Source organism: Mesorhizobium sp. M2A.F.Ca.ET.046.03.2.1, assembly GCF_003952425.1.
GTDB lineage: Bacteria > Pseudomonadota > Alphaproteobacteria > Rhizobiales > Rhizobiaceae > Mesorhizobium.
Window position 1 is genome coordinate 6530390 of the sequence record NZ_CP034449.1, and the last position, 12796, is coordinate 6543185.

11 protein-coding genes are annotated in these 12796 nt (G+C 62.4%); 4 read left to right on the forward strand and 7 right to left on the reverse strand.

Features of this window, described 5'->3' with window-relative positions; translation table 11 throughout:
• Positions 1-5 precede the first annotated feature (5 nt).
• Positions 6-1394, forward strand: a complete 1389-nt coding sequence (gene gor / locus EJ072_RS31140; protein WP_126082722.1) for a glutathione-disulfide reductase — start codon at positions 6-8, stop codon at positions 1392-1394.
• Positions 1395-1438: 44 nt separating this feature from the next.
• Here the strand turns inward: gor and mgtE are convergent, their stop codons facing one another.
• The 3 genes from mgtE to EJ072_RS31155 all read right to left on the reverse strand — a co-directional run bounded on the left by mgtE (position 1439) and on the right by EJ072_RS31155 (position 5828).
• Positions 1439-2803, reverse strand: coding sequence for a magnesium transporter (gene mgtE, locus EJ072_RS31145; protein WP_126082723.1), 1365 nt, complete (start codon positions 2801-2803; stop codon positions 1439-1441).
• Between the two features lie 381 nt (positions 2804-3184).
• A complete protein-coding gene (locus tag EJ072_RS31150) occupies positions 3185-5077 on the reverse strand; it encodes an ABC transporter ATP-binding protein/permease (protein WP_189343132.1) in 1893 nt (630 codons plus the stop codon).
• Positions 5078-5426: 349 nt separating this feature from the next.
• A complete protein-coding gene (locus EJ072_RS31155) occupies positions 5427-5828 on the reverse strand; it encodes a DUF6252 family protein (RefSeq protein WP_126082724.1) in 402 nt (133 codons plus the stop codon).
• 254 nt (positions 5829-6082) lie between these two features.
• On the opposite strand from EJ072_RS31155, the gene EJ072_RS31160 reads away from it, so the two are divergent.
• The gene (locus EJ072_RS31160; RefSeq protein ID WP_126082725.1) at positions 6083-6517 is read left to right on the forward strand and encodes a hypothetical protein; all 435 of its coding nucleotides are present in this window, start codon (positions 6083-6085) and stop codon (positions 6515-6517) included.
• Between the two features lie 40 nt (positions 6518-6557).
• On the opposite strand, the gene EJ072_RS31165 is transcribed toward EJ072_RS31160, so the two are convergent.
• Positions 6558-7241 carry a DsbA family protein gene (locus tag EJ072_RS31165; protein WP_126082726.1) on the reverse strand — a complete coding sequence of 228 codons (684 nt, stop codon included), beginning with the start codon at positions 7239-7241 and terminating at the stop codon, positions 6558-6560.
• A 39-nt stretch (positions 7242-7280) separates the two neighbouring features.
• Positions 7281-9101, reverse strand: coding sequence for an extracellular solute-binding protein (locus tag EJ072_RS31170; RefSeq protein ID WP_126082727.1), 1821 nt, complete (start codon positions 9099-9101; stop codon positions 7281-7283).
• A gap of 295 nt (positions 9102-9396) precedes the next feature.
• On the opposite strand from EJ072_RS31170, the gene EJ072_RS31175 reads away from it, so the two are divergent.
• Positions 9397-10017, forward strand: a complete 621-nt coding sequence (locus tag EJ072_RS31175; RefSeq protein ID WP_126082728.1) for an invasion associated locus B family protein — start codon at positions 9397-9399, stop codon at positions 10015-10017.
• Between the two features lie 73 nt (positions 10018-10090).
• On the opposite strand, the gene hspQ is transcribed toward EJ072_RS31175, so the two are convergent.
• Entirely contained in the window at positions 10091-10414 is a 324-nt protein-coding gene (hspQ, locus tag EJ072_RS31180) for a heat shock protein HspQ (RefSeq protein ID WP_042642369.1), read from the reverse strand.
• A gap of 211 nt (positions 10415-10625) precedes the next feature.
• Between hspQ and EJ072_RS31185 the strand changes: the two genes are divergently transcribed.
• The gene (locus EJ072_RS31185) at positions 10626-11588 is read left to right on the forward strand and encodes an AEC family transporter (RefSeq protein WP_126082729.1); all 963 of its coding nucleotides are present in this window, start codon (positions 10626-10628) and stop codon (positions 11586-11588) included.
• Here EJ072_RS31185 and EJ072_RS31190 read toward each other — a convergent pair.
• Positions 11565-12776 carry a UbiH/UbiF family hydroxylase gene (locus tag EJ072_RS31190; protein WP_126082730.1) on the reverse strand — a complete coding sequence of 404 codons (1212 nt, stop codon included), beginning with the start codon at positions 12774-12776 and terminating at the stop codon, positions 11565-11567. The genes EJ072_RS31185 and EJ072_RS31190 overlap by 24 nt on opposite strands.
• Between the last annotated feature and the right edge of the window lie 20 nt (positions 12777-12796).

A 12796-nucleotide genomic window follows, 5' to 3' on the forward strand; every position in this document is an offset into this window, starting at 1 on the left:
CCACGATGGCCGGTTATGACTATGATCTGTTCGTCATCGGCGGCGGGTCCGGTGGGGTCAGGGCGGCCCGGGTGGCGGCGGCCCTCGGCAAGCGCGTCGCCATCGCCGAGGAATACCGCTTCGGCGGCACCTGCGTCATCCGCGGCTGCGTGCCGAAGAAGCTCTATGTCTATGCCTCGCAATTTCCAGAGCATTTCACTGATGCCGCCGGCTATGGCTGGACGGTGCCCGAGGCGAGCTTCGACTGGAAGACGCTGGTCGCCAACAAGGACAAGGAGATCGCGCGGCTCGAAGCGATCTACAAGAGGAATGTCGAGGGCTCAGGCGGCGAGACCTTCCACTCGCGCGCCGTGCTGGTCGACCCGCATTCCGTCTACCTGGTTGCCGAAGACCGCACCGTCAGCGCCGACCAGATCCTGATCGCCACCGGCGGCAGGCCGGCGCCGCATCCGGCGCTTTCGGGCCATGAGTACTGCATCTTCTCCAACGAGGCCTTCGATCTCAAGGAACTGCCAAAGGCGATCATGATCGAGGGCGGCGGATATATCGCCGTCGAGTTCGCCAACATTTTCCACGGCTTGGGCGTTGACACCACGCTGGTCTATCGCGGCCAGGAAATCCTCAGCCGCTTCGACATGGATCTGCGCCGCTCGCTGCATGAGACCATGGAGAAGAAGGGCATCAAGATTCTTTGCCCCGCGGTTTCGGAATGGGTGCGCAAGACGCCTGAAGGCAGGCTAGATGTGCTGCTGTCAAGCGGTCAGACCCTCACGGTCGACCAAGTCATGCTGGCGATCGGGCGCATTCCCAACACCGAGAATATGGGCCTGGAAGGCGTCGGCGTCGAACTCGGCAAGACGGGCGCGATCATGGTAGACCAATATTCGCGCACCAACATCGACAACATCTGGGCAATCGGCGACGTCACCCATCGCGTGCAACTGACGCCGGTCGCTATCCACGAGGCGATGTGCTTCATCGAGACCGCCTTCAAGGGCAATCCGACCGCGTCGGATCACGACACCATCCCGACCGCTGTATTCTCCCAGCCGGAGATTGGAACCGTCGGCCTGTCGGAGGACGACGCGGTCAAGCGCTTCCCCGATGTCGAGATCTATCGCGCGTCCTTCCGTCCGATGCGGCACACGCTGTCCGGCCGCGACGAGAAGATGCTGATGAAGCTGGTGGTCGACGGCGCGTCCAGGAAGGTGCTCGGCGCTCATATCCTGGGTCCCGATGCCGGCGAGATGGCGCAGCTGCTCGGCATCCCGCTGAAGGCGGGACTGACCAAGGACGATTTCGACCGCACCATGGCCGTGCATCCGACCGCGGCCGAGGAACTGGTCACGATGTACAAGCCGACCTACCGCGTGAAGAACGGCGAACGCGTTTGATTGCAGCTTTGGGGCCGCTGGCGACGCCAGCGACCCCAAGATTTTTAAAGCAGCGTGCCGCGCAGGATCACCAGCGCCACCGAGAAGTAGATCACCAGCCCGGTGACGTCGACCAGCGTGGCGACGAACGGCGCAGAGGCGCTTGCCGGGTCGAAGCCGATCCGCTTCAGCGCGAAAGGCAGCATCGATCCCGACAGTGAGCCGAAGGTGACGATGCCGATCAGCGCCGCGCCCACCGTCGCCGCGATCAGCATCCAGTGCGGGCCGTAGTCGTAGAACCCGGAATACTGCCAGAGCGCGATGCGGCAGATGCCGACGACGCCGAGGATCGAGCCGAGCACCACCCCGGTCGGCAGCTCGCGCAGCGCCACCCGCCACCAGTCGCGCAGACCGATCTCGCGCAGCGCCAGCGCGCGGATGACGAGCGATGTCGCCTGCGAGCCGGAATTGCCGCCGGAACTCATGATCAGTGGGATGAACAGCGTCAGCACGATCGCCTTCTCCAGCTCACCCTCGTAGCTCTGCATGGCGTTGGCCGTCAGCATCTCGCTGAGGAACAGCGCGCAGAGCCAGCCGGCGCGCTTCTGGATCATGGCGAGGAAGCCCATCTTCATATACGGCTCGTCCAGCGCCTCCATGCCGCCGAAACGATGCACGTCCTCGGTCGTTTCCTCGATCATCGTGTCGATGATGTCGTCGACGGTGACGATGCCGAGGATCCTGCCGTGGTCGACGACAGGCAGCGCCAGGAGGTCGTATTTCGAGATGGTCTGCGCCAGGTTCTCGCGATCGGTGAGCGGCGTCACGGTCACCGGCATGCGATCAGGCGCCACCGACAGGATCAAATCCTCCGGGTTGCCGGTGATCAACCGGCGCAACCCGGTCGAACGCAGCAGGAGCTGCGTCTCCGGATCGACGATGTAGATGGCGTAGATGGTTTCGCGCGTGCGCTCGACCTTGCGGATGTAGTCGAGCGTGCGGCCGACGGTCCAGTCGGAAGGCACGCTGACGAATTCGGTCGTCATGATCGAGGCGGCGCTGCCTTCTGGGTATCCGAGGATTGACAGCAGCGTGGCGCGCAGCGGCGGGGCAAGCGCGCCGAGCAGCTCCGAGCGGGGCGGTTCATCCAGCTCGCGCAGAATGTCGGCCGCGCGGTCGGCCGACATGGCGGTCAAAAGCTTGCTCGCCTTGGCGCGTGGCAGTGCTTCCGCGAGTTCCGGAGCGCTTTCGAGTTCCGGCTGATCGAAAATCTCGACCAGCCGCTCGAACGGCACAGCGCAGAGCAGCTCGATGGCTGTCTCGCGAGGATCGTGGTTGAGGGCTTCGACGACGTCGGCGACGTGGTCGTTGGCAAGAACACGGGCGACGGCGACGGCTTCGTCGTCCGATACGGGTGCGAATTCGTTCATGGGCTCACTCCTTGCCGTCCGGCAGGACGTGAGCCGTGCAGGTCACGTCAGGGAGGACGGCGGTTGCGTTCGACTGTGACTGTCGCCAGGCATGGCGGGTTGACCTTTCTGCTCGCGGGGTAGCGCATGACCCCGAAAATCGGGTTCGATTTTCGGAAAGGATCATGCGCAATTCTAAGTTTCTACAGCGTCCTTTACGCGTCCGAAGGACGCGTGGCGCTGTAGTTGGAAATCAGCGAGCGCGCGCAACATAGGAGCGCATTTTGCCGAGTCAATCGCGAAGGGCGCTGAAAACGGACGCGGGGAGGCCGGATCGCGAGACTGTGATCGAGGGCGGCCTAAGCCGGGCCACGGCCGCCGATCAAGGGCTTGGTATGACTGCTATTTCTGCTTCAGCCGGCGGAAGCGCAGCCATTTGTCCTCGGTCGGCCGCGGCGGCTGGGTGAGGATCGTGGTGAGCTCGCGCGGCAGGCTGGGAGCGAGGGGCTTCTTGGTGGCGACGCTGTCGGCGATCGCAACCACGCTGTGATAGAATTCCTCGCCGGAAAGCGAGCGCGGCGGCACTGCCTCGTGCATGACGCTGATGACGGTGACGTTCGGACAATTGTCCTTGATCGCCTGGTGGAAGGCTATCTTGCCATCGGGGTCGAGCGCGCCGGTCGCCTCATCGAGGAAGAGAAGCCCGGGCTGCTGCAGGATGATGCGCGCGACCACCAGCTTCTGCTTCTGGCCGCCCGAAAGCACCTGATCCCAGATCTTGCCTTCGCGGCTCTCGTCGGCCAGGTGTTCGATGAAGTCGCCGAGACCGGCCTTGTGCAAAGCCGCCGCTACCTGGGTGTCGCTATGGTCGTTCTCTGAACCCGGCAGGCAGACGAGTTGCTTCAGCGACACCTGCTGCAGCTTGACCTCCTGGGCAGCGTAGAAATTGGTGACGCCTTCCGGGAAGACGATGGTGCCGCGGCCATAAGGCCACAGGCCATTGATCGCCTTGATCAGCGATGTCTTGCCGCAGCCGGACTCGCCCTTGAGGAAGGTCCATTCGCCGCGGCGGAAACGGAGGTTCGCAGCGCTGAGGAAAGGTGTGGCGTCCTCGCCTTGATGGGCGAGTTCCAGCTTCTGGATGGTGAGACCGAAAACCGGGTTCTGGCTCGCGTAGCTGAAGTCGGATCGGCCGGTCTGCTGGTAGAATTCCCGCGGGCGCTGGACGTTCTCGATCGCGTTGGCGAGCTCGGTCACGCGCTGGCTGTTGGCTCTGAGCGTCGCAATCGCTGGCATGACATGGATGAACCACGAGCACTGGCTGATCAACTGGGCGACCATTTCGGAACCGGTGATGTAGCCTTTGTAGTCGAGGCGGTTGTGGATGAACGACAAGAGGCCTGGCGCGTAGGCAACGATACGGGCGCCGACGAAATTGTAGATCAGCTCGAACGAGGTGTAGCTGGTGTTGACGATATTCAGTCGGCCCCATGTCTTGTCGATATCGACATAGAGCCTGTCATGCATCGACTTCTGCACGTCCTCGCCATGCGAGGCGGCAACGTGGAAGCTGCGGCGCAGGAATGTAATGAGTTCGCTGCGGTAGCTGCCCTCCGCCTGTTGCATGCGGACATTGAGCCGCTCGAGCAGGCGTCCGAGCTTGACCGCGATCCAGGTGTTCAGCGGCACGTAGATAGCGACGGCAAGGAAAGCCAGCACCGCGGTGCCATAGCCGCCCAGGAATTCTAGGCCTTTGACCTCGACCGATGATCCGATCAGGTTTTCGCCAATGAAATAAAGCGACGTCGCTACGCCAAGCACGCCCATGGCAAGCCCGATGGCTCCGCCGGTCATGTCCTTGATCGATTCCTGGATGCGCTGGTCGATATTGTCGGGAGCGACGATGCCGCTGGCCGCCGAACCATGCTGGGCATGGAAATGGGTATGATTGCCGTCTAGCAGGGCTTGGTTGAACTGGTTGTCCAGCCAACCGCGCCATTTGCGGTGCAGGGTCGTTGAAACGAGGTTGCGCACGCCGGTGAAGCCGGCATCTTTCAGGATCACCAGCAGTACCAGTATGCCGGCGTTGGTCAGGATGGTCTGCAGCGGATGGGTGTTGGCGGCATCGTGGAGGAAAGCGATCGAATTGCCGAGTTCGCCCAACGCCACGGCAAACCAAACGCCGGCCTTGCTGGAGAGAGCGGTGAGGGCGGCGATGACGAAGGTGAGCGTCCAGGCTTCCTTCCACCGGTCGGAGAACCAGTACGCTCGCATCAGCCCCCAGAATGTACGCATCGACGATACCGGCGTCAGGTGCGAGGTCCTTGCCTCACTGGATGTTTGCTCCGGTACTGTAAGTCTACCGACCCCAGTCACGATCCCGCCCAAACCTTTCTAGTTTTGTTACACATGGTAACACCAATTGATCATTTTCAATTAATTTTCTGGCGAGGAATGTGAGCAGGGTTACGCGTCGTGGCGCGAGGGCAACAGAAAGCCAATCCCGAGATAGGATTTGTCTCGGTGAATTCCGCTCTTATTCCAGCGTCTTAAGGGCAATTCAGCTACCAGGCGAAAAGCTTACCTTAGGGAAGCAAAAAACACGGGTTTGTGAACGAAAAGGGGTGCCGATCAGCCGAAATGGCTACTGGGCGGTGACCGGAATGCCCGAAAATTTGCCGTCGGTGACCTCTTCGGGCTTGCCCGATTCGTCTTTTCCCGAGGCGCTGAAATGACCGGAAATGGTCTTTGCGGCTGCGTCGTATTTGTCGATGACGATCTTGCCGCTGCTGAAACGGATATGGCCTACCATGGCGCCGGAATCGAGAACGTTGAAATTGGCGCTGTTGGCGGGCGAGCCCGTCTTGAGCGGATAGGCGCCGGCAAGGTCGTTCGGATCCTTGAGCTCGAGCATCGAATTGAAGGTCATGGTCGGCGACCCCTGTTCTGTTCCCGACAAGTTCAGCATCGGCTTGCCGCCCATCTGCATCGTCTGGGCCAAGGTGAAGGACGCCGTCCAGGGCTTGCCTTCGAAAGTCGCCGACATGACGGCTTCCTCGGCGGACACGCGCTGCAATGTCAGCGGGAGCCCAAGGGCGAGAGGCAAGCACAACAGCGACAATGCGCGACGCCTAACCGCCATTCGGTGCCCCTCAAATCAGCTAAACCCTTGCCGATCCTAGCTCAGCGCCGTGATCGAGGCGATTCACCAGATCGTGTTTTGGCGGCTGGACATGATTTGACAACGCCCGCCTGCCGGGTCGAATCTGCCCGGCGATGGTTTATGTCGAGGGGGATGACATGCCTGCACGGACAACCGCACTCGCGCTGTTCAGCATTTTCATCTGTCTGTCGGCGGCGCATGCCGGCAGTCAAAGTATTCCGGCCAGCGCCGAAGGCCAGGTCGAATTCAACACGCCGTCCGGCAATATCGGCTGCATCTACACGCCGAAGGGCGGCACCAGCACCTACCAGCCGCGGGATGGCGGGCCGGAGCTTTCCTGCTCGCGCGTCGAGCCGAGCTACGTCACGGTGATTTTGGGACCCGAAGGGCCGGCGAGGCTGATCAAGAACCCCGGCGAGCAGGGTTGTTGCAGCGACGTGACCAAGCTCGGCTATGGCAACAGTTGGAGCCAGGGGCCGTTTTCCTGCCAGTCGTCGACGAAGGGACTGATCTGCACCGGCAGCAATGGGCACGGCTTCTTCCTGAGCAAGGCCAAGGTGACCGCGAAATAGGAGAACCGTAGCCTTTCGCCCGAGCTGCGCCGGACGATGCTCAGTCCGCGACGGTTTCCAATTCGCCGCGCGCCTTGGCCTGAGCCACCTGGCGGATCGCGTCGGCAAGCGTGTCGGCATCTTGTGCGCCCATCACCGCGTATTTGCCCTCAAGCAGGAAGCAGGGCACACCGGTGATGCCCATGCGCGAAGCGGTGGCGATCTCGTTGCGGACGGCCTCGACGTCGGCGTCGGTCGGCAGCAGCGTCTCGACCACCGATGCATCCATGCCGGCCTCGCCGGCGGCCTTCACCAGCGCGGCATGGTCGCCGATATTGGCGCCTTCCTCGAAATTCAGCTGGAAGAGGCGGCGCACCAGCCGGTTCTGGGCATCTTCACCCGCGGCGCCTGCCCAGCGGATGACGCGATGCGCGTCCAGCGTGTTGGCCGCGACCTTGATGGCACCGAATGCGAAGTGGATTCCCTCGGCTTCGCCCAGCGGCTCGATGCGCGCATGGATCTGTTGAATGCGTTCCTCGCTGCCGAACTTGCCGAGCATGTATTGGCGGCGATCCATGCCTCCAGGCGGGATGGTCGGATCGAGCTGGAATGGTCGCCAACTGACACGCACGTCGACATCGCTTGCGGCAGCAATGGCCTTGTCCAACCGCTTCTGGCCGATGAAGCACCAGGGGCAGACGACATCGGACACAACATCGACAGTGATGGAGTTCTCGGCGCTCATGCTCGTCTCCTGTTTGGTCTCGATTGGGCTGGGCTTGCGTCAGTTGGGCTTTCGCCACCAGGTCGGCAGCTGATAACCGAATATGGGGGTCTTTTGCGGATGTTCCAGATAACTCCAGTAAGCGAGCCATTGCTGGGTGTTGTATTGCATCGGCACGATATAGTAGCCCGAGATCAGAAGGCGATCGAGGACACGGACGGCAGCGACATAGTCTTCCTTGGTGCGGGCGTTCAGCATCGCGTCGATCGCGGCGTCGACGGCAGGATCGGCGACGCCAGCGAGATTGAACGACCCTTCCGTTTTCGCGGCAACCGATCCCCAGCGGCCGAGTTGCTCGCTGCCGGGCGACAAGGAGTTGTTGAAGCCGCTGGTGCCGATCAGCACCTCGAAGTCGTAACGCTGCTTGCGCGACTGGATCTGGTCGCCGTCGAGCGAGCGGATGCCGACGTCGATGCCGATCTTTTCCAGCGTGCGCTGGTAGATCGCCGCCAGCCGCTCCTCATCCTGCGATGAGGTCAGGATTTCGAAGCCGAAAGGGTTTCCCTGCGGGTCGAGCATCCTGCCGTCCTGGACGCGGAAGCCTGCGCTTTTCAGCAATTCGAAGGCGGCTTTGAGCACCTTGCGATCCTGGCCCGAACCGTCCGTCTCGGGCGGCCGCCAGGTGCCGTCCATGACATCGGCAGGCACACGGCCGGGGTAGGGGGCAAGCAGCGCCCTTTCGCGATCGTCGGCCGGGTGACCGAGCGCGGACAGCTCGGAGTTCTGCCAATAGCTCATGGTGCGGTTGAACTTGCCGCCGAACAGGTTCTTGTTCGCCCATTCGAAGTCGTAGAGCATGCCAAGCGCGCGGCGGACCACGGGATCAGCAAACTTGGGCAGCCGCGTGTTGAACAGGAAGCCGGTCACCACCGGCGGGATGCCGGTGTTGAAATACTCCTCCTTTACATCGCCCTTTCGGAATGCCGGAAAGTCGATGTCGCGCTCACGCTTGACCGGATCGGTCTCGTCATCAAGGGCGCAGATGCCTTTCTTGAACGCCTCCGTCTTGGCATTGGCGTTGAGAAAATACTCGATGGTGACCTGGTCGAAATTGTCGAAGCCGCGCTTGGAAGGGACGTCCTTGCCCCAATAATCCGGATTGCGCTTGAAGACGATGCGTTGCCCGGGCAACACCTTGTCCACGATGTAGGGGCCGCTGCCGATCAGCGGCTTCAGCGTCGTCTTGTCGAACGTCTCCTTGTCGAAGGCGTGCTTCGGGACGATCGGCGTCAGCGCGACGATCAGCGGGAATTCGCGATTGGCCTTGTCGTTGAAGGTGAATTTCACGCTGTGCTCGCCGGTCTTCTCCAGCTTGGCGATCATGCTCATGCGGTCGCTATAGGGCGGGCGGCCCTTGTCCTTGAAAACGTCGTAGGTGAACAGCACGTCCTCCGGGGTCACCGGCTGGCCGTCCGACCATTTTGCATTGGGATTGAGGTGGAACTCGATCGACTTGCGCTCCTGATCCATGTCGGCGCTCCCGGCAAGCAGGCCGTAGAGGCTGAAAGGCTCGTTGTAGTTGCGCTGCATCAGCGGCTCGAAGACGAGATTGCCGTAGACGGTATCGATCATGCCGCGCGCGGTGGTACGCAGGCTCTTCAGGATGAAGGGGTTGAGGTTGTCGAAGGAGCCGACGACGCAATAGGTGACGCTTCCCCCTTTCGGCGCGTCCGGATTGACGTAGTCGAAATGCTTGTAATCGGGCGGCAGCGCCGGCTCACCCTGCATGGCAATGCCGTGCTTCGGCTCCGATTGCGCCGGAAGGAGCGAAAGAGCCAGAAACGAGGTCGCGGCGATCAGTTGGACGAGAACGCGGTCCATGACCGTCTCCTTGCCGGGCGGCTTTGTGATTCGCCATGCACCGTAGAGCATTTCGCCATCTGATTGAATCGGCGCGCCAACGGGAATCGGGTTCAGCCGCTCCATCGCCGATCTAGCTCGCTCCTGGGGATGCGAAACCACCAAGAAATCGCGGAAACCGGGCTGGATTCGACGCCGCTGGCAGTGTAACACGCGCTCCGAAGTCATCCTGTTGCCTCATTTGGGCAACAGGTAGCTGGACCGCACGGCACGAAGAAGCCGGTCCCCGGGATCATTTGAGAGGAAAGTGCACCATATGACGATCAACGCGTACCGCCTTTCGGTGCTGGCCGCAGGCGTGGTCGGCGTTCTGGGCGCCGGGCTTTTCACTGCCTCGGCCCAACAGCAGCCGCAGATTCCTCAGGGCTGGTTCAAGGCCTGCACCAAGCAGGCAGACGTCGACATCTGCAATGTGCAGAACATCGTCACCGCCGGCAATGGCCAGCTCGTCACCGGCGTCAGCCTGATCGAGCTCAAGGGCAAGGTGAACCGCAAGGTCTTCCAGGTCACCGTCCCGACCGGCCGCCTCGTGCCTCCCGGCATCGGCCTGCAGATCGATGGCGGCAAAGCGCAGAAGCTTGACTATGTGATCTGCTTCCCGGACCGCTGCGTCGCCGAAGTGCCGCTGACGGACCAACTCGTGGCGTCTTTCAAGAAGGGTCAGGCGATTTCGCTGACCTCGATCAACTTCCAGAACCAGCCGAACCCCATCAAGATCGCGCTCACCGGCTTCAGCGGCGCCTATGACGGCCCGCCGCTGCAGCAGTCGGACATCGAGGACCGGCAGAAGAAGCTGCAGGACTTCGTCGCCAAGAACAACCAGGATTTCGCCAAGAAGCTCAAGGACGAGCAGGAAAAGGCCAAGACCGCGAACTGATCGCGCAAGCGCGTTTCTCGTGCAAAAAAGCGGGGCAAATGCCCCGCTTTTTTGTTACCTCAAGCCATCACATTCAATGCTTCGACTGGCGCTTAGGCTCGTAGCGGCCGTCCGGCAGCTTGTCGAACATCTCGCCGATCTGCGGATGCCGCACCGGCTCGCCCGACCGGTCCTCGAGCAGGTTCTGCTCGGACACATAGGCGATGTACTCGGTCTCCGAATTTTCCGCCAGAAGATGGTAGAAAGGCTGGTCCTTGCGCGGCCGCACGTCGGCCGGAATGGCTTCGTACCATTCGTCGGTGTTGGCGAATTCGGGATCGACGTCGAAGATCACGCCGCGAAACGGAAACAGCCTGTGGCGAACCACTTGCCCGATCGAGAATTTGGCCGTTTTCATCGCATTCACCACTCAGGTTCCGAGGCGCCTTTCGTGGCCGCGCACAGGGCGCCTAAGACCTTGAATTTACACATCACGCAGCCAAAAATCGACTCCAACTTTCGACTGGGCCTATTTGGCGCAGGCGCCGCCGCAATTCAATAGCCAAGTCCTTGACCCCGGGCGAAGCAACGGGCTAGCCCGCGCGGGAGTTTTCCCGCCTGAGCGAAAAATGTCTGACGTCATCGGTCTCGTCCTTCCCTTCTTCGGCATGATCTTCGTCGGTTTCCTGGTGGCGCGCATCACCCGGCAGCCGCTGGAGGCGCTCGGCTGGATGAACATTTTCATCGTCTATGTCGCGCTGCCGGCGCTGTTCTTCCAACTGCTCGCCAGGACGCCGTTCGATCGGTTGACGGAATGGAGCTTCATCCTTGGCTCGCTCATCGCCACCTATGTCGTCTTCACGGTGATGTTCGCCTGGTCGGTTCTCGTCTCCCGCGGCGGCATCGCGCCCGCGACGGTCACCGCCCTTGCCGCGGCGTACGGCAACATCGGCTATATGGGGCCGGGTCTTGCCTTGCTGGCGTTCGGCGAGCAGGCGGCGGTCCCCGTGGCGCTGATCTTCTGCTTCGAGAACATCGTGCATTTCACGATCGCGCCGATGATGATGGCGCTGTCGGGCAAGGAGAAGGCGCCGCCGCTCCAACTGGCGTGCGGCGTCGCGAAGAAGATCGTGCTGCACCCCTTCATCATCGCGACCGCCCTTGGTGTCGCCGCCGCTTATGTGGAGTTCCACCCGCCGCTGCCTGTCGATCGTTTCCTGGATTATCTCGCCCGCGCGGCCGCGCCTTGCGCCCTGTTCGCCATGGGCGTCACGCTGGCGCTGAGGCCGCTCAACCGTGTGCCGCACGAGCTGGCATTGATTGCCGGGTTGAAGCTGATCGTCCATCCGCTGCTCTGCTATGTCGTGCTGAGCTGGATCGGCAATTTCACGCCGACCTGGGTCTTTTCAGCGATGCTGCTGGCGGCGCTGCCGACGGCGACCAATGTCTTCGTCATCGCGCAGCAGTACGACATATGGGTGCAGCGCGCTTCGGCCAGCGTGCTGATCACGACATGCTTCTCGGTGGTGACGGTGACCGCGCTGCTCTACGCGATCCGACACGGAATCCTACCGGCCGACCTCTTTCCGTAAGCCGCCGGCAATGGCGCGAAAGCCGCTGCCCGGCCGCAATCCCTCGCGCATGAAGAAGGCCCGCAGCGGCGCGAAGCTGCCCAGCGCATTGAGGCCGGCGCTGCGCGCCAGCTGTGCGGGCAGCATGTCGGACAGCAGCGACATGTTGAGCAGGTTCACCGCGCCGCTACGCGCCCATATGTCGGGTCGGCGCCTGGTATCATAAGCGGCAAGACTCCTGCTCGCCCCTGGATCGCCGCGGTTTTCGCCGGCGATTCCAATCAGATCGTCGATGTCCCTGATGCCGAGGTTGAGCCCTTGGGCGCCGATTGGCGGAAACACATGCGCCGCCTCGCCGACCAGCGCGACGCGATTCTGCGCGAACCGGGCGGGCGAAGCTGCCGACAAAGGATAGATCTGGCGGCCCGGCTCGACCGAGACCCGGCCAAGCACCGATTGCATCTGCTGCTCGATACGCTCCGACAGGATTGCATCATCGAGCGCGGCAAGCTCTTGCGCCGTCTCCGGCTTCACGACCCAGACAAGGCTCGATCGCCTGCCGGGCAGCGGCACCTGGGTGAACGGCCCTGTTTCGGTGTGGAACTCGGTCGACACGAAGCCGTGGTCGCTGCGGTGGCCGAAATTGAGGACAAGCGCCGATTGCGGATAAGGCCGCGCGAATGCGCGAATGCCGGCGGCCTCCCGCGCTGGAGACAGGCGCCCGTCGGCGGCGACCGCCAGGGATGCGGAGACTTCGCCCCCGTCGGCCAGCCTTGCACGGGCCTGGTCGGCGTCGAGGCTCCAGGATTCGACCGTGGATTTCAGCCAATGAATGCCGTCATGCGCTGAAGCCGCCTTAGCGAGGATCGGAATAAGGGCATTGTTCGGCAGATTGAGGCCGAACTGTTCCTCGCCGATCTCGCTGGCGCGGAAGGTCACGGTTGGGCTGCGGATCAGCCGCCTTGTGGCGTCGACGATGCGCATCACCTTGAGCGCCGCGGCCTGCGGCTTGAGCTCGGCAAGGACGCCCAGCCGTTCCAGAACTTTCAGGGCGGGGTTCATGAGCGCCGTGGTGCGGCCATCGGTGGTGTTGGCCTCAGGGCCCACCAGCGTCACCTGAAAGCCGGCCTGGGCAAAGCCGAGCGCCGCGATAAGGCCGGCCGGACCGCTGCCGGCAACCAGGATGCGGGCTCTGTCGTTATGATCCACGTCATGCTTCCACGTTGGGA

Bases quoted from the DNA above. Each gene is read 5' to 3' on its own strand.
- gor (WP_126082722.1), top strand. From the start codon at position 6: ATGGCCGGTTATGACTATGATCTGTTCGTCATCGGCGGCGGGTCCGGT.
- mgtE (WP_126082723.1), bottom strand. From the start codon at position 2,803: ATGAACGAATTCGCACCCGTATCGGACGACGAAGCCGTCGCCGTCGCC.
- EJ072_RS31150 (WP_189343132.1), bottom strand. From the start codon at position 5,077: ATGCGTACATTCTGGGGGCTGATGCGAGCGTACTGGTTCTCCGACCGG.
- EJ072_RS31155 (WP_126082724.1), bottom strand. From the start codon at position 5,828: ATGTCGGCGACTTTCGAAGGCAAGCCCTGGACGGCGTCCTTCACCTTG.
- EJ072_RS31160 (WP_126082725.1), top strand. From the start codon at position 6,083: ATGCCTGCACGGACAACCGCACTCGCGCTGTTCAGCATTTTCATCTGT.
- EJ072_RS31165 (WP_126082726.1), bottom strand. From the start codon at position 7,241: ATGAGCGCCGAGAACTCCATCACTGTCGATGTTGTGTCCGATGTCGTC.
- EJ072_RS31170 (WP_126082727.1), bottom strand. From the start codon at position 9,101: ATGGACCGCGTTCTCGTCCAACTGATCGCCGCGACCTCGTTTCTGGCT.
- EJ072_RS31175 (WP_126082728.1), top strand. From the start codon at position 9,397: ATGACGATCAACGCGTACCGCCTTTCGGTGCTGGCCGCAGGCGTGGTC.
- hspQ (WP_042642369.1), bottom strand. From the start codon at position 10,414: ATGAAAACGGCCAAATTCTCGATCGGGCAAGTGGTTCGCCACAGGCTG.
- EJ072_RS31185 (WP_126082729.1), top strand. From the start codon at position 10,626: ATGTCTGACGTCATCGGTCTCGTCCTTCCCTTCTTCGGCATGATCTTC.